Source organism: Neolewinella antarctica, assembly GCF_011927835.1.
In the GTDB taxonomy this organism is placed as follows: domain Bacteria; phylum Bacteroidota; class Bacteroidia; order Chitinophagales; family Saprospiraceae; genus Neolewinella; species Neolewinella antarctica.
Genome location: NZ_JAATJH010000002.1, coordinates 302,610 through 324,759 on the forward strand (window position 1 = coordinate 302,610; position 22,150 = coordinate 324,759).

At 54.2% G+C, this 22,150-nt stretch carries 20 protein-coding genes; 15 read left to right on the forward strand and 5 right to left on the reverse strand.

Translation table 11 applies throughout. From position 1 onward, the window contains the following. Positions 1-169: 169 nt before the first annotated feature. The 8 genes from GGR27_RS06555 (at position 170) to GGR27_RS06590 (ending at position 10,190) form a co-directional block, all read left to right on the forward strand. The gene (locus GGR27_RS06555; protein ID WP_245184477.1) at positions 170-1,891 is read left to right on the forward strand and encodes an efflux RND transporter periplasmic adaptor subunit; all 1,722 of its coding nucleotides are present in this window, start codon (positions 170-172) and stop codon (positions 1,889-1,891) included. A gap of 50 nt (positions 1,892-1,941) precedes the next feature. Continuing rightward, positions 1,942-2,211: a heavy metal-binding domain-containing protein gene (locus tag GGR27_RS06560; RefSeq protein WP_168036619.1), complete on the forward strand. Its 270-nt coding sequence runs from the start codon at positions 1,942-1,944 to the stop codon at positions 2,209-2,211. 467 nt (positions 2,212-2,678) lie between these two features. Further along, positions 2,679-3,242 (forward strand): helix-turn-helix domain-containing protein, encoded by a 564-nt coding sequence (locus GGR27_RS06565; protein ID WP_168036620.1) that lies wholly within the window; start codon positions 2,679-2,681, stop codon positions 3,240-3,242. A gap of 87 nt (positions 3,243-3,329) precedes the next feature. Further along, the gene (locus tag GGR27_RS06570) at positions 3,330-4,076 is read left to right on the forward strand and encodes a heavy-metal-associated domain-containing protein (RefSeq protein ID WP_168036621.1); all 747 of its coding nucleotides are present in this window, start codon (positions 3,330-3,332) and stop codon (positions 4,074-4,076) included. Between the two features lie 75 nt (positions 4,077-4,151). Then, the gene (locus tag GGR27_RS06575; protein ID WP_168036622.1) at positions 4,152-4,622 is read left to right on the forward strand and encodes a DUF305 domain-containing protein; all 471 of its coding nucleotides are present in this window, start codon (positions 4,152-4,154) and stop codon (positions 4,620-4,622) included. Positions 4,623-4,665: 43 nt separating this feature from the next. Then, positions 4,666-4,995, forward strand: coding sequence for a four-helix bundle copper-binding protein (locus GGR27_RS06580; RefSeq protein WP_168036623.1), 330 nt, complete (start codon positions 4,666-4,668; stop codon positions 4,993-4,995). A 74-nt stretch (positions 4,996-5,069) separates the two neighbouring features. After that, positions 5,070-7,568 carry a multicopper oxidase domain-containing protein gene (locus GGR27_RS06585; protein ID WP_168036624.1) on the forward strand — a complete coding sequence of 833 codons (2,499 nt, stop codon included), beginning with the start codon at positions 5,070-5,072 and terminating at the stop codon, positions 7,566-7,568. 285 nt (positions 7,569-7,853) lie between these two features. Next, positions 7,854-10,190, forward strand: a complete 2,337-nt coding sequence (locus GGR27_RS06590) for a heavy metal translocating P-type ATPase (protein ID WP_245184479.1) — start codon at positions 7,854-7,856, stop codon at positions 10,188-10,190. A gap of 145 nt (positions 10,191-10,335) precedes the next feature. On the opposite strand, the gene GGR27_RS06595 is transcribed toward GGR27_RS06590, so the two are convergent. Beyond that, positions 10,336-11,340, reverse strand: coding sequence for an endonuclease/exonuclease/phosphatase family protein (locus GGR27_RS06595; RefSeq protein WP_168036625.1), 1,005 nt, complete (start codon positions 11,338-11,340; stop codon positions 10,336-10,338). Positions 11,341-11,853: 513 nt separating this feature from the next. On the opposite strand from GGR27_RS06595, the gene GGR27_RS06600 reads away from it, so the two are divergent. The 6 genes from GGR27_RS06600 to GGR27_RS06625 all read left to right on the forward strand — a co-directional run bounded on the left by GGR27_RS06600 (position 11,854) and on the right by GGR27_RS06625 (position 18,427). Then, the gene (locus GGR27_RS06600) at positions 11,854-13,974 is read left to right on the forward strand and encodes a HEPN domain-containing protein (RefSeq protein WP_168036626.1); all 2,121 of its coding nucleotides are present in this window, start codon (positions 11,854-11,856) and stop codon (positions 13,972-13,974) included. Between the two features lie 193 nt (positions 13,975-14,167). Next, positions 14,168-14,926: a uroporphyrinogen-III C-methyltransferase gene (cobA, locus tag GGR27_RS06605; protein WP_209037893.1), complete on the forward strand. Its 759-nt coding sequence runs from the start codon at positions 14,168-14,170 to the stop codon at positions 14,924-14,926. A gap of 67 nt (positions 14,927-14,993) precedes the next feature. Further along, the gene (locus GGR27_RS06610) at positions 14,994-15,815 is read left to right on the forward strand and encodes a precorrin-2 dehydrogenase/sirohydrochlorin ferrochelatase family protein (protein ID WP_168036627.1); all 822 of its coding nucleotides are present in this window, start codon (positions 14,994-14,996) and stop codon (positions 15,813-15,815) included. A gap of 82 nt (positions 15,816-15,897) precedes the next feature. Continuing rightward, positions 15,898-16,581 (forward strand): phosphoadenylyl-sulfate reductase, encoded by a 684-nt coding sequence (locus GGR27_RS06615; RefSeq protein ID WP_209037894.1) that lies wholly within the window; start codon positions 15,898-15,900, stop codon positions 16,579-16,581. A gap of 110 nt (positions 16,582-16,691) precedes the next feature. After that, positions 16,692-17,723 (forward strand): NAD(P)/FAD-dependent oxidoreductase, encoded by a 1,032-nt coding sequence (locus GGR27_RS06620; protein WP_168036628.1) that lies wholly within the window; start codon positions 16,692-16,694, stop codon positions 17,721-17,723. A 92-nt stretch (positions 17,724-17,815) separates the two neighbouring features. Beyond that, positions 17,816-18,427 (forward strand): Uma2 family endonuclease, encoded by a 612-nt coding sequence (locus GGR27_RS06625; RefSeq protein WP_168036629.1) that lies wholly within the window; start codon positions 17,816-17,818, stop codon positions 18,425-18,427. 130 nt (positions 18,428-18,557) lie between these two features. On the opposite strand, the gene GGR27_RS06630 is transcribed toward GGR27_RS06625, so the two are convergent. From GGR27_RS06630 to GGR27_RS06645, 4 genes are all read right to left on the reverse strand, one after another. After that, a complete protein-coding gene (locus tag GGR27_RS06630; protein ID WP_168036630.1) occupies positions 18,558-19,196 on the reverse strand; it encodes an O-methyltransferase in 639 nt (212 codons plus the stop codon). 35 nt (positions 19,197-19,231) lie between these two features. Next, positions 19,232-19,720 (reverse strand): TlpA family protein disulfide reductase, encoded by a 489-nt coding sequence (locus tag GGR27_RS06635; protein WP_168036631.1) that lies wholly within the window; start codon positions 19,718-19,720, stop codon positions 19,232-19,234. A 19-nt stretch (positions 19,721-19,739) separates the two neighbouring features. Then, positions 19,740-20,060, reverse strand: coding sequence for a hypothetical protein (locus GGR27_RS06640; RefSeq protein WP_168036632.1), 321 nt, complete (start codon positions 20,058-20,060; stop codon positions 19,740-19,742). Between the two features lie 114 nt (positions 20,061-20,174). Continuing rightward, a complete protein-coding gene (locus GGR27_RS06645) occupies positions 20,175-21,194 on the reverse strand; it encodes a hypothetical protein (RefSeq protein WP_168036633.1) in 1,020 nt (339 codons plus the stop codon). 312 nt (positions 21,195-21,506) lie between these two features. Here GGR27_RS06645 and GGR27_RS06650 point away from each other — a divergent pair, with 312 nt between their 5' ends. Continuing rightward, a complete protein-coding gene (locus GGR27_RS06650; RefSeq protein ID WP_168036634.1) occupies positions 21,507-22,028 on the forward strand; it encodes a YfiT family bacillithiol transferase in 522 nt (173 codons plus the stop codon). Positions 22,029-22,150 lie beyond the last annotated feature (122 nt).

Sequence of the window (22,150 nt, forward strand, 5' to 3'; positions counted from 1 at the left end):
AATTTATATTTTGGGGGGGGTGGTTTTGGGGTTGCTGGTGGGGTATTTCCTCTCCCAGCTTATTTCTAGGGCCCCATCCCCAGAAAACGCGTCTCCAGAAGAGGAGAGGGGAGACGTTGTAGGTGTTACAGGGCATGACCATGAAAATAGTGAAATATGGACTTGCTCCATGCATCCACAGATTCAGCAGGAAGAGCCGGGTGATTGTCCGCTCTGCGGTATGGATCTAATCCCCCTGGTGACTGGCAATTCCAACGATCCGGCGGTGCTTACCATGACGGAAGCAGCAGTGGCAATGGCCAGGGTACGGACAATAGTCGTCGGAGTCACTCCAACGTTCTCCCTCTCCTCTTCCGGACCTCCGCAGGAAGCAGCGCAGCTAAAGGGGCCGGGGGAGAGGACTATGAACGCGGGCGCGGACGCAGGTGCAAAAGAAATTGGTAAAGCAGGGTTAACCCTAACCGGCCGCCTATCCCCCGACGAGCGCACCGCCGCCGTAGAAGTATCAGAATTCGCCGGCCGGGTAGAACGTCTATTCGTCTCCTTCGCCGGAGAGCAAGTCCGCGCCGGTCAGCGGATCGCCACGGTGTATTCGCCGGACTTAGTGGTCGCCCAGGAGGAGTTGTTACAGGCTAAAAGATTCGCCGACGTCAATCCGGATCTGGTTGCGGCGTCCCGTGCGAAGTTGAGCAACCTAAAGGTCTCCGACGAGCAAATTGTCAAACTGGAAGAAACGGAAGAAGTCATCAGCGACTTTCCGATCTACGCGGACCAAAGCGGTACCATCCTGGTTACCAAAGCCGAAGTGGGCGAGTACGTCAAAGCCGGCGGCGCGCTGTACACTTACACCAACTTGAGTAATCTCTGGGCCTTGTTCGATGCTTACGAACAGGATTTAGCGCGGATTAACGTGGGGGATAAAGTATCCTTTACGGTCCCCTCCCGCCCCGGAGAAACCTACAACGCCCGGGTGACTTTCATCGACCCGGTCATCGACCCCAAAACCCGGACGGCGGCGGTGCGGGCGGAAGTCCGTAACCGGGGTGGGCGCTTGAAACCGGAGATGTTTATTGAAGGCACTATCTATACGAGCCCCGCTACGCGTGGAGTGGAAAATACCGGAGAGGCGGCGGGATCGGAAAGTTTTCTCGTTCCCCGCGGCGCGGTGCTGTGGACGGGAGAACGGTCCGTGGCCTACGTCGAACTGCCCGACACGCCGGTACCGTCCTACGAATTTCGGGAAATCACTGTTGGCGAGCGTGTAGGGGATAGCTACCGCATCACTGCCGGCCTGGCTGCCGGCGACCGGGTGGTGGTTAATGGTGCTTTCCAAATCGATGCCTCCGCTCAATTGAACAACAAAGCCAGTATGATGAACCGGGATGTACTCATCCGGGGAAGGGAAGCTGGCGAAGTCACTACGCTGACTATTCCCGACTACCGCCAAGACACGCCCGAAGCTTTCCGTAAGCAGTTGGGGGAAGTCGTTGAAGCTTACCTCCCGCTCAAAGACCGGATGGTGGCTACGGAGACAGCCGATGCGGCATCCTTAAATCCTTTGCGCGAAGCACTGGCTAAAGTCAATATGAGCCTCGTAAAGGGAGAAGCCCACGTCTATTGGATGCAGCAACTGGAAGCCGTGGAAGCGCACGCCGCTGCGCTCTCAAAAGCGGCCGAGATCGAAGCCCAACGGGAGCAGTTCGGCTTTCTTTCTCAAGCACTAATCAATGCCCTGACGGCCTTCGGCGTGGACGGCACTTACTACGTCCAGCACTGCCCGATGGCTTTTGACAACGCCGGCGCCAACTGGCTCAGCAACGAAGAACAAATTCGCAACCCCTACTACGGCAACCAGATGCTGACGTGCGGGAGCGTAACCGACGAACTATAATATTTTATTCACCCGGCTACTTTCCGAAAGCGGCCACAGTTTACTACAATATGTATTTTATTAAATCGATGGCCAGCCTGATATTGGTTTTGTGTCTCACTTTTGCCTTCACCGCCTGTGGTGATGCTGCCACGACAACGGACGCGGCCACGGAAACAACCATCGTTACTCCTCACGGCGAAGGCAAGGAATTTACTTCCGCCTACGTCTGCCCGATGCACTGTGCCGATAGTGGTAGCGATGCGCCCGGCAAATGCCCGGTTTGTGGTATGACCTACGTTGCTCAGGAGGAGCACACTGGTAATGACCATAAGCACTAGGACCCATACTACTGAACATTTTCCCTAGACGCTTGGAGGACCTCAACAATTACGCCTTCGGCTTCACGGCAGAGGACGCTCCAAGGTCCTTAAATAGGATTTTGGAACCTTGGAGCGTCTCGAAACTAAAGCGTAGCGAAGGGTTTCGAGTCCTCCAAGCGTCCGATTTGAAAATGTCCAGTAGTGTGACTAGAACCATAAAGGGAAGCAGTCGCTAGCCCTTCTTTACTCGGATAATTGAGCGGCTGTTTAATCAGTGATCTTACGCAGCTAGATTTCGCCACATAGCACGAAGTACTGCGAAGCGAAACACAGTGCATGAAATACTGCGAAGCAAATCACAAAAGCGCAAGTAAGAGGCGCTTCGGCGTAGCCTAAAAGAGCTTTTCTGTGCTTTTGTGCTTATGTGGCAAAAAAATCTAGGTAACCTCGGTTATTCATTATATTAGATTAAACGAAACGACAGCATGAAACTTGAAACACTCCACATCGATAACATGGTTTGCCCACGTTGTGCCACGGCGGTGACCGAGGTATTAAAAGAACTCGGCTGGGAGGTTCGGTCGGTTGAACTGGGCAGCGCTACGGGAATCCCGCCCGCTGGGTGGACCGGAGAGGAGGAACTCGAGCGACGACTTCAACGAATCGGCCTTAAGCTGGCGGACGAAGGCTCGCTGATCGGTCGAATGAAGGGCCTGATCATTGAATACGTACATCACGAAAAGAAATGGCCTAATCAAGTTCTATCCGATGTGCTGGCCGAGTCGCTTAACCGTAGTTATGGCCACTTGAGTCGAAATTTTAGTGAAGTAGCTGACCGCACCATCGAGGACTTTTACCAGGCCCACCGGATCGAGCGGGCGCGACAGTTACTTCACCAAACGGACTTACCGATCTCGGAGATCGCGCCGCAACTCCGTTACGGCACGGCAGCTCATTTTTCTAATTCCTTTCGGCAGCATACCGGTCAATCCCCCTCCGCATTTAAAAGATCAAAAAATTACGTCCCCAAAGATTTGACGCGGGTGTAGGCTGAGATCATAATGTCGCAAGTGATAGCAATGAATCGTTAGGCCTGGGATCGGTAGATCAGGTTTACTGTATAAATAAAAGGAACGATGAATTACGAAGTAAAAGGGATGACGTGCGGTAGTTGCGTCAATAACGTCCGTAAGGGGCTTGAAAAAGTGCAGGGTCTGGAAGATGTCCAAGTGCAGTTGGCGCGGCCGCAGGTGCAATTTAATACGGAAAGAGCCGTGCCGGTTGAAGAACTACAGGCGGCGATCGGTCACTACGAAATTAAACCCATCGCCGAGCCTAAAGTAAGCTTTGTTGAGACGCCGGTAGCTTCATCCGAACCAACTGAAACTGCCGTACCGGAGCCGAGTCTGACGGCCTACCGCCCCTTGCTCCTGATCGTCGGTTTCATAGCCGGCGTAAGCTTATTGGCGCAATATCCATTCGCGGATTTCAACGGCGGCCTGTGGATGCGTCATTTTATGGCGGGCTTCTTCATCGTCTTTGCGTTCTTCAAACTACTCAACATCGGCGGCTTTGCCGATAGCTACCGGATGTACGACATCGTCGCGGCGAAATGGCCAGTGTGGGGCTACGTCTATCCGTTCATCGAGTTGGGCCTTGGCGTGCTTTACCTAATCAACGTTTTCCCATTCTGGACGAACGTAGTGACCATCGTCGTACTCGGAGTGAGTAGCATCGGCGTAATCCAGAGCAACCTGAATAAGCGTAAAATTAAGTGCGCGTGTTTGGGGGATGTCTTCAACCTGTCCATGTCAACCGTTACGATCGTCGAGGACGTGAGTATGGTAGTGATGGCTGGGTTGATGTTGATTTCGATCGGTTGAATTACCGTCTTTTCCACTTAACCCTACACCTGCGACCGCGCAAAAAAAATTATTAACCATATTAAAAGATATTAAATGGAACACCAAAACGGGATGAACCCCTACCTCAAATTTGCCCTGATGATGGGCACGTCCTTTCTCTTGATGTACGCGATCATGTACCTCAACGTCGATCGCTTCGAGCACATTTATCTGGCCGACACCCGCAATTACATGACCACGCTGATGATCTCGGCCATGGCAATCGTAATGTTACTTTTTATGTGGGGCATGTACCCGAAAAAAGGAATGAACTACGCGATTATCGGTGGCGCGGGGCTCCTCTTCGTGCTCTGCTTAGTAGGAGTAAGAAATCAGACTTTCGTCGGTGACGTGCAGTGGATGAAGGGAATGATTCCCCACCACAGTATTGCCATTATGGTCAGTAAGCATGCGGATTTGAAAGATCCCGAAGTAATCAAATTAGCCGAGGACATCATCGAGGCCCAGGAGCGTGAGATCGCCCAGATGAAAGCGATGCTCGACCGATTAGAAAACGAAAAATAACCCGGTGCTCGCAAAGAAGCGTACACCACAAATCTATTTTATTATGAATGCATTAATTAACCCCGCTTACGCAAAATGCCTGGAAATCTGCCAGGAATGCCTGATCGACTGCAAAGTCTGTCTGGCGAAAATGGCCGGTAAGGAATCGATGAACGATTGCCCGTACTGCTGCGTGCAGTGCATCGAAGTGCTGCAGGCCACCATCGGCCTGATGGCCGCCGACAGCAAGTTCACCAAGGAGCAGTGCGAACTCTGCGCCAAAGTCTGTGACTACTGCGCCGACATGTGCGAAGCCCACGACCACGAGCACTGTAAGAAGTGCGCCGAGAGCTGCCGCAAGTGTGCGGAGCATTGCCGGAAAATGGCGAAGTAATCCAATAATCTATTGGTTAAAGAGCGTCCGTTTACCAACCGGTGGCGGGCGTTCTTTTATTAAAATATAATGATATGAAATTCTACGTTCCGATAACTTTACTGCTCGCGCTCTTTCTCCCCCTAATGGGCATGGCCCAGCAGATAGGGATGCAGCCACAAGGCTCTCTGGAAGGCAATACCGATAATTTGCCCGTGCACGAATATGAGCTCGTCCTCGAAGACGCGATGGTAAATAAGACGGGTAAGACAGTTCGAGGCATGACCGTCAACGGGGGCGTACCCGGTCCCGTGCTGCGCTTTAAAGAAGGGGAATACGCTAAGATTACCGTTGTCAACAAAATGAAAGAAATGACATCCGTGCACTGGCACGGTATCTTATTACCTAATTTCTACGACGGAGTTCCGTACCTCAACACGCCGCCAGTTAAGCCAGGGGAAAGCTTCACTTATGAATTTGCGATCAAGCAGTCTGGTACTTATTGGTATCATTCTCACCTCGCGCTACAGGAGCAAAGTGGCGTTTACGGTTCGATAGTCATCGAGCCTAAGGAGTCTTCTCTGGACTACGATAAGGATCTGGTGCTTATGCTTTCCGACTGGACCGACGAAGATCCGCACAGCGTACTAAAAAACCTGAAACGTGGCAACGAATGGTACGGCATCAAAAAAGGGACCGCCACGCCACTCAACCGCGTAATTGCCCGGGGCGGACTCGGCGCGCAAATCGACTTTTGGCGGCAGCGGATGGAAGGGGCGGACATTGCCGACATCTACTACCCGGCTTTCCTGATCAACGGAGAGTCCAGTTCGGAAAATCCAGAATTCGAGCCCGGTGAACGGGTACGCCTGCGAATCATCAACGGCGCGGCCTCCTCCTATTTCTGGCTGACCTTTGGTGGCCCGACGCCAATGCTGGTGTCCGCCGACGGCCTCGATGTCGTTCCCGTAGAAAGAAATAAAACGTTGATCGGAAACGCGGAAACGTACGATTTCATCGTAACGATTCCGGAAGACGGAAAACTTCAGGTGAAAGCGTCAGCCTTTGACGGCTCCGGAAAAGCAGTCACTACCCTCGGTACCGGCCAATTATACCCGGCAATGGAAATCCCCCGGCCCGATAAGATCGGGATGATGAAGATGATGGCAAAGATGAACATGCGGATGGGTGCCCCGGCACTGAAAGCTAATCCGAAAAAAGATGAACGCTACGAGATTAAGCGTAAGTACGGTATGCAGATGGATATGGACGGTATGGATATGCCGAGTATGCAAATGGACGATATGGGTATGTCCAAAAGCAAAGACAAAGAAGAGAAAATGGATGGCATGAAGATGCCCACGGACACGATGGCGATGACCAAATCCGAAATGCCCGCCATGAACGGTATGGACCACGGCACCATGAGTCCGGAAGAACACGCCAAGATGATGGGTAACGAAAAGATGCCCGACGGAGAAATGAAAATGAACGGTAAGAAAAAAGACATGGCGGGTATGAACCACGGAAAGATGTCCGGTATGAGCAAAGGCGATCCCAACCTGATGCCCCCGGCGGAAATGATGGGCCGCGCCTTCGATTATAATTACCTGCGATCTCCCGAAAAGACTACTTACGCACCGGACGCGCCGGTCACCGAGATACTGCTCAACCTGACGGGCAACATGAACCGCTATGTCTGGAGCTTCAACGGCGTCGGACTAGCGGAGACGGATAAAATAAAAATCAAAGCGAATGAAGTAACGAGGATTACCTTCAACAACTTAACGATGATGCATCACCCGATGCACCTGCACGGCCACTTCTTCCGGGTGCTCAATGAAAATGGCGAATACTCCCCGCTGAAGCACACGGTTAACGTAGCGCCGATGCAGGAAGTAACCATCGAGTTCTACGGTGATGAATACGGCGACTGGTTTTTCCACTGCCACATTCTTTATCATATGATGGGCGGTATGGCGCGTATCTTTAGTTACGATACGCCACGCGATGAGCGTCTGGCCGATTCGCCCTTAAAGAATTTAATCGCCGAAACGGATCAATTCTATACTTGGGGTATGGCGGACGTAGCGTCTCACATGAGCGGTGTTAATCTAGTTTCCTCCAATATTCGTAATCAATTTAACTTAAACGTCGAGTATGGCTACAATAAGAATTTCGAGGCGGAAGTATCTTACGAGCGCTATATCTACGACTGGGTGCGGGTATTCGGTGGCATCAACGTAGAGAATGGCGTGGAGAAGAGTTTTGACGACCCTTCGATCACGGCCGTAGCCGGTGTTCGCTGGTTGAGTCCTTATTTATTCAACGTCGATATGCGGGTAGATAATAAGCTACGGCCGCGCGTCAGTGTCGGTCGGAGCATCATGCTATTTCCGCGCTTATCTGCCTTTGGCTACTACGAATACGGAGCGGACTTCGGCATTGTGAGCGGGGAAGATGGTAACTCCGATTACGAGGGCGAAACCGTTTGGAACGCTGGCGTGGAGTACATGTTGAGCCGTAATTTTTCACTGATGGGCAGTTATGATAACCGCTTTGGATACGGTGGTGGTTTGAGCGTTCGCTTTTAATCAAAATATTTTTGGGTTGGGCGCGGTCGCGGGTGCAAACATAAAATCACTGAAGAGCAAGGGAGGTTTGATGATGATTAACATGGCTACCGGATAGTTTAATCACTGATCGTTCCACACTTTAATTGGTATCTTCTAATTCATATACATTAAATGTGCTAGACTTATGAAAGACTGTTGCAAACCGGACGAAAACCCAGGCATCCTAAAACGGCTACTCAACGGATTCACCATACTGGTCCTAATTGCCTTGGCGCTGTTTGGGGTCGCATCAATATTTATATTATGATCCACGCATATGCTATTTCCGGAATGACCTGCGACCACTGCGTTGACACGGTTCAGAAGGCACTGGAAGCCGTCCCCGGTGTCTCCTCCGCTGAAGTAAACCTGGACCCACCGCAAGCCGCGATCACGATGCACCATCACGTAAGTACGGAACAGCTCAACGCTGCCCTTTCTGCCGCTGGGAATTATCAGCTAGCGCCGGAATCCGGTCCCGTAACCGCAACGAAAGACCACCTGGCGGAACTCACGGAGCACGGTCACGAAGCTGCCATCAGCAAGGAGAATCATCAAGGAATGAATCACGACAAGATGGACCACGGGGTGATGGACCACGGCAAAATGGGGCAGGAAAAAATGGATCACTCCGAACACGAGGGCCACGGTAACCACGGCGATCACCACCGGATGATGATCGAAGATTTTAAGCGTCGGTTCTGGGTATCGCTAATCCTAATGCTACCGGTGCTTTTGCTTGCGCCGATGATTCAAAATTTTCTGGGGGTGACGTGGACCTTTCCGGGCGACCGCTACTTACAGTTCGTGCTTTCTTCCGTCATCTACTTCTACGGTGGTTGGCCGTTTTTGAAGGGGCTAAAGGAAGAGCTGGGGAAACGGACGCCCGGTATGATGACGCTGATTGCCGTAGCGATCACGGCGGCTTACGTCTACAGTTCCGCCGTCGTCTTTGGCCTGGAAGGAAAAACCTTCTTCTGGGAATTAGCCTCCTTGATCGTGGTAATGCTGCTCGGCCACTGGATCGAGATGCGTTCGGTACTCGGGGCAAGTAAAGCCCTGGAAGCACTCGCCGCGCTGATGCCGAACGAAGCCACGCGCATCGATAGTGATGGTCAGGCGCATAAAGTGCCGGTGAATGACCTGAAGTCCGGCGACCTGATTCTAATCAAGCCGGGGGAGAAAGTACCCGCGGACGGCGTAATCAAAGAAGGAAGCAGTTCCCTCAACGAAAGTATGCTGACGGGCGAAAGCGTCCCGGTAAGTAAAGCGGAGGGGGCCGAAGTCATCGGAGGTTCCATCAACGGTAGCGGTGCCATCAAAGTGGAGGTCAAAGGAGTAGGGGAGGACAGCTACTTAGCTAAAGTCGTAAAGCTGGTACAGGACGCGCAGGGCCAAAAATCCAAAACGCAGCACCTGGCCGATCGCGCAGCCTACTGGCTAACCATCATTGCGCTGGTAGCCGGTTTCGGCACCTTCGGTGTCTGGATGCTCCTGGGCAAAGAACTGGCTTTCGCCCTGGAGCGCATGGTGACCGTGATGGTGATTTGTTGTCCGCACGCCCTCGGCCTGGCCATTCCCCTGGTAGCGGCTATCTCCACCAGCGTATCCGCCAAGCACGGTCTGCTGATCCGCAACCGGACGGCCTTTGAGAACTCCCGCAAGATCACCACTATTGTGTTTGACAAGACGGGAACGCTAACTAAAGGCTCGCATGAGGTCACGCGGGTGGTGACACTGGCTGAAGATTGGGACGAAGTGAAGCTGTTACGCTACGCCACCGCGGTAGAAAGTAGTTCCGAGCACCACATTTCAAAGGGGCTGCAACGGCGGGCTAAAGCTGAAGGATTGACAATCCCCGCGAGCAAGGACTTTAAATACGAAGCCGGAGTTGACGTGAGCGGAACGGTAGAAGGGAAAGCGGTTCGCGCCGGCGGCTACCTGATGCTGGAAGCTGCCAGCATCACCGCCCCGGCCGATAGTGACGACGGTGTAGAAACCAAAATATTCCTGGTTGTCGACGATCGGCTCGTCGGCTTCATCACCTTTGCCGACCAAATACGCGAGTCCTCGGCGGGCGCCATCGACACCCTGCAAAAGAACGGCATCAAGTGCCTGCTGTTGACGGGCGATAACGAGCGCGTCGCCGCCTCGGTCGCCAAGGAACTCGGTATGGATGATTACCTGGCGGAAGTCCTCCCGGATCAAAAGCAAGACAAGATCAAAGAACTACAGGCGGCGGGGGAGTTCGTAGCCATGACGGGAGACGGCGTAAATGACGCCCCGGCCCTCGCCCGCGCCGACGTAGGTATCGCCATCGGTTCCGGAACGGACGTGGCGGCCGAGACCGCCGACATCGTCCTGGTCGATAGCGACCCGAAAGACATCGCTAACCTTATCCTATTTGGGAAAGCTACCTACCGCAAAATGATCCAGAATTTGTGGTGGGCTACGGGGTACAATGCGGTGGCGCTGCCGCTGGCTACGGGCTTTGTTCCCGGTTTTGTGATTAGCCCGGCCGTTGGGGCTGCGCTTATGAGTATTAGTACGGTTATTTGTGCTGTTAATGCTCAGTTGCTGAAGGGGCAGTTGGAGAGGTAAACCCGTATAGGTTAACGATTATAAGCAAAAACCATACTCCTGCGAAGTTGTCAATTCTCGTGCTTCCGCCGGATCCTATCGCCCTGGGTACTAGTGAGAAAGCGAATTGACACATTTAGACAGAGCGGGAAGGGGATACAAAATTCTATTCCGTCAGCGCCAACCGCACGTAAATAGGAAAGTGATCCGACCCGATATCCGGCCCTCGCTCCAGTTCCACTACACTAAACTCTTTCGTAACGAAAACATGATCGATCGGCCAGCGCATGTACCACTTAGTGGCATCGAAGGTACTAAGGATACTACGGCCAACGCGGACGTCATGGAGTATATTTTCCTCCGTCCCGACGAGTGTATTGGTGAAGCCCCAGACGACGTCGTTAAGGTCGCCGGCTACGATGTTGGGCAGCTCGCTATTGGCTACTTTATCACCGATCTTGAGTAGGGCGACCTCGTCCTGGCCTTTATTGTCCGGCAACTTCTCAAAGAGTTTCGGCGGGACGGGGTGGACGGTGTGGAGAATAATTTCCCGACCGTTCGCCAGCCGGACGCGGGCTTCGAAGGAGGGGACTTTTTCGTTATTGAGTTCAGTCACTTCTACGTCGAGCAGGGGGAATTTGCTGTACAAGCTCATACCGTAGCCGACTTCGTTGATCTTTTCTTGTACGTAGGGGTACTGCTCTTCGATGGGCCGCAAGTGCTCGTCCCACCACGCGTTGACTTCCATGGCGACGACGAAATCCGGATCCTTTTCCCGGACGAAGTCGATGATGGGTTGGGCGTCACGGTTCTCGCGGAGTACGTTGGCGAGCAGTAGGCTCACTTCGTCTTGTTCCGCAACCACGCCCTCCGCACTGGGCACCCGGGGGGAAACGAGCGGGGTATAATTGATTAGGTAGCGACCATTGATAAATATTCCACCAAGTAGACCGACAACTAGCGCATAATCGTACCAACGCCAGTGTTTAGTCATGATGATGAACAGGATCATCGTGACGAGGGAAGTGATGAAAAACTGAATGCGCGGGAAATCGAGCATTTTCAGATAGCGGTTCGGCGTATTGCGGAATACGGAAAGCACGGAGGCTAGCATTACGAGGACCGTGATGACGCAGAGGATGAGGTAGATGGCTTTTCTTAGCTTTTCCATGGAGGGGGTTGTGCAAGGGTAACCCGGTTTGTAGCGCTATGTTAGGGTGGATGGGGTTAGGTGGTAGATTTTTGGCCACAAAAGCACGAAAACACACAACAGGGTGCTTCCGCTATTCTTAATTTACTGTTTTGGCGGTAGTTGGGGAACAAATCTGTATATACTATTAACCTGACGGATATATTTTCTGAGTTAGTCCGGCTAAGCCACCGGTAGTAGGTGCGCGGAAGATCTCCATTCCCCGGTCGATTCCGTTGCTGCCTCCCCCCGTCATGGCACCCGCGTCCGCGCCACCTTGAAAGTATAGTGAAAGGAAACACCTACTTAGCTTAGGAAATAAGCAAAATTACGAATGGTTACAATATAGATGTGTTAAGATTACAATGTATGTGTTTTATAATGATGTATATTGGTCTAAAAATGAAATAGTTGGTCTAAAATATTATCCGTTCATACGTTCCTTTGTTCATGCTTCGACTCGACTAATCACGCTGCCCCCGGGTACCTTGGGGTATGATGACCAGCCAAAATTTAGACATTGCCCACATCGACGCCCCCGCCCGCGCGGACATTCAGGAACTCTCCGACCGCATCTACGCCTACCAGCGCGGCCAGGAAGATGAGGACCGTTTCAAGCATTACCGCCTCACCCGTGGTGTATACGGACAGCGCCAACTCGGCGTCCACATGTTCCGTACGAAGATTCCTTTCGGCCACATTACCCCCGACCAATTAATTGCGCTGGCCAACATGTCTGAACGCCACACGAACGGACGTTTGCACATCACGACGCGGCAGAATATCCAGATGCATTACGTCAAACTGAACGACAGCCCGAAAATCTGGAAGGAACTCGCCGAAGCCGGCATGACCGCCCGCGAAGCCTGCGGCAACACCGTCAGAAACATCACCGCCAGCCCGTTAGCCGGTGTCGACCCCGACGAACCTTTCGACGTGACGCCCTACGTCCAGGCCAGTTTTGAATACTTTTTGCGCAACCCCATCTGCCAGGAAATGGGCCGCAAGATCAAGCCCGCCTTTTCTTCCAGCGAACAAGACAGCGCCTTCACCTACTTCCACGATTTCGGCTTCATCCCCCGCATCGTTGATGGCGTAAAGGGCTTCAAAGTAGTCATCGCCGGTGGCCTCGGCGCCGTCTCGATGATTGCTCCCACGGCTTACGAATTCCTCCCCGCCAACCAAATCCTCCCCTTCATGGAAGCCGGCCTGCGCGTATTCGACCGCTACGGGGAGCGCGAAAAACGGATGAAGGCGCGGATGAAATACCTGCTGAAGAACATGGGCCTGGAGACCTTTATGAAGCTGGTCACGGAAGAACTCGCTGCGCTACCGGACAAAACCGTCGAGGTCGACGAAAACCTGGTTCCTGGTCTCGGCGATATCCCCTCCGATGATTTCGAATTCGCCGAACCACTCCACCCCGAGTTATACGCCGAGTGGTTGAAAACCAACGTGACCGAGCAGAAGCAGGGCGGTTACCGGGCGGTAGCCATTCGTATTCCCCTGGGTAACCTGGAAGCGGAGCAAGCCCGCCTCCTCGCCGGCCTGGTGCAGCAATTCGCCAGCACCGACATCCGTCTGAGCGTACAGCAAGGAATGATTTTGCGCTACGTCCCGCCGACCGCGCTGCCCCACCTGTTCAACGGTCTCTACGCCCTCAACCTCGGCCTGCCCGGCTACGACACGACGGCCGACATCACCGCCTGCCCCGGCACGGATACCTGCGCCCTCGGCGTGACGAACTCCACCGGTCTGGCGACGATCCTCGAAAACCTGGTTCGCGACGAGTTCCCAGAAATGGTGACCGAGGACGACATCCGCATCAAAATATCGGGCTGCATGAACGGCTGCGGCCAGCACATGGCGGCCAACATCGGTTTCCACGGGTCCAGCATCCGGGTGGGTAAGAAGATTGCCCCGGCCATGCAGGTCGTCGTGGGCGGCGGTATTACGGAGGATGGCCGTGGATTCGTGGCGGAAAAAGTAATCAAGGTCCCGACGCGGCGGATTCCGCAGGTTGTGCGCGACCTATTTAACGATTATAAGGAATACGCTGGCGAAGGCGAATACTATAACGATTACGTCGTGCGCCAGGGGAAACGGTATTTCTACAATATACTCAAGCCGCTCGGTGACGCTTCCACGATTACGGAACAAGAGTTTTACGACTGGGGCCAGGACGCTGAATACGTGCAGGAAATCGGCGTCGGCGAGTGCGCGGGCGTGAGCCTCGACGTCATCGGTGCCATCCTGAATGACGCCAGTAATAAAGTCATCGCGTCCGGCGAGGCACTGAAGGCTGGTCTGGTGCCGGACGCTGCTTACCACGCATATACCGCAATGATTACCGCAGCCAAAGCTTTAATGCTGGCGGAGGATAAGAAGTGTAATACGCACATTGGTATTCTTCGTGATTTCTCCGAGCATTTCGGCAACCGGTTTTCCGAAGCGATGCCGTTCGAAGAATTTGTGTTGCGAATCAAGAAGCAGGAACCTACCGAAAGCTTCGTTACCGAATATTTAGCGGACGCGCGCGCTTTTGTATCCAAAGCCATTAAGGAACGCGAAAGTCAACTGGACAAGCAGGTGATTGGGGAATATTATAAAGCATAGGCCCGGAGGGTCGTCTCTCGTAGCGTGGGGTGCAGCCCCACGTTTTCGTTTATTACCAGCATTTTCCCACGTTTTCGATTATTACCAGCGCATTCCCCATATTTCCAATTATTACCAATGCAGCCCCACGTTTTCGATTATTACCATTGAATTTTCCTACGTCCAATTTAGTATCTACCTAAATCATAACCAAATGATTTCCCCCCACATAACCCTAGTAGGCGCCGGCCCCGGAGACCCCGACCTAATCACCCGCAAAGGCCTAAAAGCCATCCAGTCCGCCGACGTGATCCTCTACGACGCCCTGAGTTCCGACGAATTGCTGGACGAAGCCCCCGCGCACGCCCAGAAGATCTTCGTCGGTAAGCGCGCCGGTTGTCACTACAAGAAGCAGGAGGAAATTAATCGGTTGATCGTCGCCTGCGCGTTCGAATACGGGCACGTCGTGCGGCTGAAGGGTGGCGATTCGTTCGTGTTTGGTCGCGGTCAGGAAGAGGCCGCTTTTGCCCGCACGCACGGGATTGACGTGACGGTCGTTCCCGGTATTTCCAGCTGCATCAGCTTGCCGGCATTACAGGGCGTCGCACCCACCAGCCGGGGTTACGCCGACAGCTTCTGGGTATTGACCGCCCACACGCGCGACCACGGGCTGAGTGCCGATTTGCTGCTCGCGCCCCGGTCCGACGCGACGGTGATCATCCTGATGGGCCTCGGTCGGCTCGACCAGATTTGCGCGCTGTGGGACGCCGAAGGCAAAGGTGACTTACCCGCGATGGTCATCCAGAACGGAAGTCGGCCGAACGAAAAATGTTGGTTGGGCACGGTCAACGACATTAGCGAGCGCGTGTTTGCGGAGAAAGATAAAGGCCCGGGCATCATCGTTTTGGGGCAGACGGTGTCGCAGCACCCGGACTTTAAATTGAAAATTTCTGATTTAGCATTTAAAATTTAATATTTACCAGAATATCAATGATTGCCAGAAAATGTTGAATATTAAATATTCAAATCAAAAATATTAAATGACTAACCAACTATACCCCGCTTTTTTTCGTCTTGATCGCTTGCAACTGCTGGTGGTCGGGGCGGGCGAAGTAGGGGAGGAGAAGCTAAGTTTTATCCTGAAGTCTAGCCCCAACGCCCGCGTTGTCATCGTTGCGCCTTGGATGGGGGAGGAGTTAAAGGAGTTGCTAGACAAATTTGATATGGCGGCGCAGTCGCGGGTGCAAAGTAAACCGGATGAAGCAGGGTTCGGGGGGCAAAGCCTCCAGGCGGCCCGCTTCAACGACGAAACCCCGAGCGGAGAATGGCAAACCCCCGCTGGCGGAACGGTAATCTACTACGCTCGGAAATTCCGGACTACGGACGTAGAGATCGCCGACCTCGTCGTCGCCGCCACCAACTTCAAAGAAATCAACCACACCGTCTGGTCTGCCGCCAAGGCCGCCCGTAGACTAGCCAATATTGCCGACACTCCAAGCCTCTGTGATTTTTACCTCGGCAGCATCGTAACCCGCGGTCCCTTAAAGGTCGCCATTTCTACGAACGGGCAAAGCCCCACCTTCGCCAAACGCTTCCGGCAGTGGCTGGAGGCGGAGTTGCCCGAACTCGAAACAACTTCCCTGCTGGAGAACCTAAAACTGTTTCGCGACCGGTTAACCGGCGATTTTCAAACCAAGGTGCGCGAACTCAACGGCGTCACGAATAGTTTGCTTGCTTCCACCGCCGGTGATGAGCCGGTTTACCGGTGCCCGCCGGGTGGTTGTTTGGTTGCTGCTGCGGCCGCTAAAGAGTCTCGGAAAACAGTTGAGCCGGACCTGAATAGTACCGCTCCTTCCGCGTAAACCCTGCACCCGCGAAGCCTAAGCAAGTCCCGTACTTAGTCGGGACGACCGCGCCCATCCAACCACTCCCACTAAACTGACTATGACTGCCATCCCCAGACCGATTCTGAAAGTCGATATAGAAGCCCTCAACGCAGAGTTCGAGCACCTGACCTTTGAGGAGCGATTCACCCGACTCTACGAGCGTTTTCCGGTGGACGAGGTGCTTTTCACCAGCTCCTTCGGCACCAAATCGGTCGTGATGCTCACCTTCGTCAGCCGCGCTAATGCCCGACAAAAGGTACACATGCTCAACACCGGCTACCACTTTCCGGAAACCCTAATTTATAAAAACACGTTGAGCGAGGTGACTGGTCTGGAAGTCGTCGAGATCCTCCCCGACCCGGCGCGCCACCGGCAAACCCTGGAAGCTGAAATGTGGGACAGTCAGCCCAGCCGCTGCTGCCACTACAACAAAGTGATGCCGTTAGCGGGCGTGAAGGCGGCGCACACGGTCTGGATGTCCGGCGTTCACAGCTACCAGACGATGAACCGCGCGGCGATGCGCATCTTCGAAGCGGTCGACGGACTGATCCACTTTCACCCGCTGATCGACATCACGGAGGGCGAGTTCCTGTATTACCTAGAAAAAGACCAGCTCCCCCGGCACCCGTTGGAAGCCCAAGGCTACGGATCGATCGGCTGCCACCACTGTACGCACCCGGGGCAGGGGCGGGCGGGGCGCTGGGTGGGCAAGGAGCGGGATGAGTGTGGCTTGCATACTTAAAGCATAAAATTTACGCCACAAAAACACAAAAGCACAAAGCAGTACGATCTTTACAAATCAATTTTTGTGTTTTCGTGTTTTTGTGGCTAACTGAGAATAAATATAATAGCGTGATTCAAACAGACATCCTAATAATCGGCGCCGGCCCCGTAGGCCTATTCACCGTTTTCGAAGCCGGACTATTAAAACTCCGTTGCCATTTAATTGACTCCCTCGGCCAGCCCGGCGGACAGTTGACGGAGATCTACCCTAAAAAACCTATCTACGATATCCCCGGCTACCCAACCGTGCTGGCTGGAGAGTTAGTGGATAACTTGATGAAGCAGATCGAGCCGTTTAATCCGGGCTTTACTTTGGGTGAACCCGCCGCGAAGATCGAGGAAGTCGGTGAAAAAATGTACCAAGTGACGACCGTGAAGGGAACCGTTCACCAGGCGCCGGTCATCATGATCGCGGGTGGCCTGGGTGTCTTCACGCCCCGCAAACCACCGATCCCCAACATCGATAAGTACGAGGATAACGGCGTGGCTTACGTGATCCGCGATCCGGAAGTTTACCGGGGTAAGGACGTACTGCTGGCCGGTGGCGGTGACTCCGCCCTCGACTGGACGATCTTCCTGGCCGACGTAGCCAACAGCGTTACACTCGTTCACCGCCGTGATTCTTTCCGGGGTGCGCTCGATAGTGTAGAAAAGGTCACGGAGCTGGCGGAATCTGGCAAGATCAATCTGGTCACGAACGCTCAGGCCGTCGGGATCATCGGTGAGGAAAAAGTAGAAGGCGTGACGGTCAAACACAAGTCCGGTGAGCTGGAAGACATCCCCGTCGACAGCTTTATCCCCCTCTTCGGTTTAGCACCGAAACTCGGTCCGATTGCGGAATGGGGCCTCAACATCCACAAAAACGCCATCATCGTCGATACGAAAGATTACAGCACGGGCATCCCCGGCATCTACGCCATCGGCGACATCAATCACTACGAGGGCAAGCTGAAGTTGATCCTCTGTGGGTTCCACGAGGGGACGATGGCGGTGCAGAGTGCGTTCTCCTACATTTACCCGGATAAGAAGCTCAGCTTTAAGTACACGACGGTGAACGGGGTGCAGGGTTTGCCTAAGGAAGCGGAAGCGGCGGTAGTTTGATGCTGTAATTAAAATTAGTAAGAGGATTACGGGAGCACGAACCAAAGTTCGTGCTCCCGTCGTTTTTATCCGAAACTCGTATCTTTATATTTATGACAAAGGCCATCACGGAATATGGACTGGAGGAAGCGCCGAGGAGGGATGAGCGCTTTCGTTGGACGTTGGAACGGTATCACCTGGCCATCACGGCGGGTGTAATCACGCCGCTCGATAGGGTAGAACTGGTACGAGGAAAATTAAAGGATAAAATGGGATTAGGCGTTTTACACAGCGAATATCTCTACTACCTCACCGAGTTCATTCGTCAATTTGCGGGGGATTATAAGGTCCGGGCGCAGGATGCAATAACGTTGCCGCCGGATTCTGAACCGGAGCCAGACTTAGCCGTCGTAACTAAAAAAAGGTACACCGTAGCGGGTGGCCACCCCGGGCCGGAAGATGTTTTCTTTCTGGCGGAAGTCTCACACTCCACGCTTAGTTACGATATCGGAGATAAAGCCCAGCTTTTTGCCGGAGCGGGGATTAGGGAGTACTGGATTATCGACGTCAAAAATGATCAAATTATAGTACACCTATCTCCGAATAAAGAGGTGGGCGTTTACAATTCCATTGCGAGGTATTCGCGTGGAGAGAATTTTGAATCTCAGTTTTGTGGGATGGTGCAGGTTGAAGATGCACTCATGCCTTTCGTTGACGAGGTATAAAGGGGAAAGCCAACTAAGTTGATTATCTCTGCTTCGAAGTAACGTCCTTTTTTCTTATTAAAAGAAAACATACTGGGGAGCGGACAGGAATTGAGTAGTATTTGTAAGCTATTTCGTCAGCGTAGACCAATCAAACCCGCCGCGCCAGACTTAACCCATCGCGAAGCGGTAAAACAACCGTAACTACTCGCGGGTCCGTAGCCACGAGCTCGTTGTATTCCCGCAGTGCCGCCACGTCCGCGTTCTGCTTGCCACCGTTGCTGACTTTGCCATCCCACAAGATGTTATCCGCGATCAGGAGGCCGCCGGGGCGGAGGCGGTCGATCAGCTCGTAAAAATAGCCCGGGTAACCACGCTTGTCGGCGTCGAGGAAGATGAGGTCGAAGGTATCGGGCAGGGTAGGGAGGACTTCGGCGGCCGTTCCCACGTGCAGCGCAATCTCGTCGGTAAACGGAGAAGCGGCAAAATTCCTTTTCGCCCAAAAAGCGTTTTCGGGGTTGCCCTCGATGGTGTGGACGGTGCCGCCGGGCGCGAGGCCTTCGGCGAGGCAGAGGGTGGCGTAGCCGGTGAAGGAGCCGATCTCTAATACGGCAACCGGTTTGACCAAGTGGGATAGCAGGGAAAGAAGCCTACCCTGGAGGTGGCCGCTCAGCATTTGCGGGGCCATGGTTTTTAGGTAGGTTTGGCGGGCTACTTCCTCTAAATAACTGGGGACGGGGCCGGAGAGGGCTTCGGCGTAGTCTTGGGCCTGGGTTATTTTGTCGCGCATGGGGTTTGGTTGGCTTCCGCCGGGAGGAATACCGTCTAGTCAAAAAGCTCCAACAAATCTACGTTTACCCCCAGGACAACTCCGTCCGCCCCCACCAAAACATTGCTGGGTACCGAATTAATCCCGTAGAGATCCGCAATCGGGCCATTCAGGAACTTCAGACTGGTCGTTTGCTCCATCACTTGGTAATCCCAAAACCTGGAATCCTGCGTCCGCGCCCTAACCCAAGCAGCGCTATCCCGCTCAATGGCTACGCTGACGATGGTAAGCTCGCCACCCACCCGCTCGTGTAAGTCAACCAGGACCGGACTCTCTCGCCGACAAGGGCCACACCAGCTACCCCAAAAATCGAGCAATACGGGCGTACCGCGCAGGTCACTCAGTGAAAAGGTTTGCCCGTCCGCCCGCGTGGCCGTGAAGTCCGGCGCGAGCTCATTTGCGGTGGCGTTGGGGCTAAAATACCAGGCCCGCCCACCGAAGTACAGCGCCAAAAATAGCAGGGGAATAAAAAGTTTTTGCTTCACGGTACTTGTACTTGGCGCGCTACCACGCATCCGCATCGTCGACGGGGGGGCTTTTGATGGTTTGTTGGGTCGCTAACCGCCGCAGTTGCCGCGCGTAAAGCAGCCGCGCCAGGCCGAGATTTGCGGGCTCCGGAGCGGAAGGATGAAACGCCCGCGCTACGCCCGCTTCGTTTACGTCGAGCGTGTAACAAAGGCTCATGAGCTCTTCCATCCGGTACTGCATCCAGTAATCCACCGCGTCGGCGAGTCGCTGAATGAACTCTTCTTCCGAGAACGTGCGCCCGTCCTTTGGGGCAGGCATATCCAGGGCGTTCATCAGAGTTGTTGCGGGCGTCTGCATCCCGCAAAGATAGGTTGAGGGCTTACAAGCCCGAACGCACGTGCGGCAGCTCTCTACTGGAAAGCTGCCGCACGATCGTTCGGGCAATAGACCCTCAAACCTAAAGCTACATAATTACTTAAGCACCACCGTGCCCGTCCCAACAAAGAATCCTTTGTTGTACAACTCGGCTACGTAAGTACCTTTCTGAAATTCCTGATTCCCAACCGCCCAGTTAGCGCAGTGGCTGTTGGCGCTGCCGTCGAAGTCGAACATGACCTGGGTCGTGTAGGGGATGCGGTCGCCGGACTCGGTGCTGGTGAAAACGCCGGAGCCGTCGGCGTCGATCTGAATCGTCTCGCCGGTGGGGTTGATGAGCCGGACCTGGAAAGCTTCTTCGCCCGCCTGCGCCACGGCGTTGTCGAGGCTGTTGAAACAGACGTTGATGCGCTCCACGTTGCGGGCCGTATTGCGGTTAACCCACTTGCCGTTGTTGCGTTCTTTCTGGCCGACGACGTTGATGTTGTTGGCCTTCAGGACGCTGGCGATGCCGACTTTGCGGCTCAACTCCTGGTTGTTGGACGTCAGGCGTTCGCGTTCGGTGACGAGCACGGCGCGTTCGCTGCTGAGGCTTTCGTTTTGCTGGCGGCTGTCGGTCAGGTCGGTGGTCAGTACGTCGCGCTCGCTGGTCAGGCGCTGGTTATTTTCGGCCAGGGCGGCGTTGGCCAGGCGGAGGTCTTCGATCTCGATGACGTAGCTCTGCACCTGCGTTTTCATGTTCGCCAGTTCGCTGCGGGCGGCGCCGAGGTTGCGGCTATCGCGGGTGAGGCCTTCGATTTTATCCTTCTGGGTGCGCAGCTCTTCCTTCTGCTGGTCGATGAGGGCGTTGAGCTCCTCGTTGCTGCCGCGCATCTCTTCGAGTTCGGCGATGGATTCGTAGTACTGCTTCTCGGAAGCGAGCTTGAACTGTTCCATTTCGGTGTAGTCGGCCGACAGTTCGGCGTTTTCCGTACCGCGGCTGACGTAGGCGATGCCGAGGCCGATCAAGCCGATCAGCAACACGGCGATGATACCGAGCAGCAGGGGCGTCCGGTTGGGCTGGGGCGTCGGGCCGGGGCTAAATTTGGGGTTGGGGTCGTTGATAATAGTAGACATACGTATTGGTTTGTTGGGGCTAGTAAACGAGGCAGCGCCAGTGCAACGGCGGGTGCTTCGGCCCCTGTATGATCGATCCGCGGGGGCTTCCCTTGGATTCGGTTTGTTAAACGTTGTTCGCCGCAAAAGTATTACTAAAATCCGGTAAAGTTGTATTTTGGGGCGCGGTCGCGGGTGCAGGGCTGGGTGGGAAGGGGAGCAGACACGGCTGGCTACGCGTCAAGGCTGAGGGCATCCTGCCCGAACGTAACGGCGGAAGCGCTGCCGTATGAGCGTTCGGGCGGGATGCCCTCAACCTTTAAAATTACCACCATGCAGTATCCCATCGGTAAATTTCAACTACCCACCCTTGAAGTCGCCGCCGCCAACCGCCTGGGATACGTCCGCCAAATAGGTGACCTCCCCCAGCAGTTCGCCGAGGCCGCCCGTAACCTGAAAGCCCGCAAACTCCTCGACACCACCTACCGCCCCGGCGGCTGGACGGCCCGCCAGGTCATCCACCACGTTTGCGACAGCCACGTCAACGCCTACGTCCGCCACAAACGCATCCTCACCGAAGACCACCCGACCCTGACGGGCTACGACGAAAAACGTTGGGCGGAGTTGGCCGACGTGACGGCCGTCCCGATCGAAGTGAGCCTACGGGCGCTGGAAGCTTTGCACCTGCGCTGGTCCGTGCTACTGGCAACCTGCTCGCCCGCGCAGTGGGACCGAACGGCCTTTCACGGTGGCGCTGGGGTCGACTACCGGTTGGATCAGTTGGCGGCGCAGTACGCTTGGCACGGGCGGCATCATTTGGGGCACTTGGGGGTGGTGGGTAGTTTAGGTAGCTAGCTTAAATTTAATTTTGATCGGTGCAGATACCCTAAATAATTCTATAATGGAAGAGGATGTTGTCGTTTGGTATCATGATGTTGCGAATAGAAGCTTCTTTTATTCTAAGCAACACGACAGAT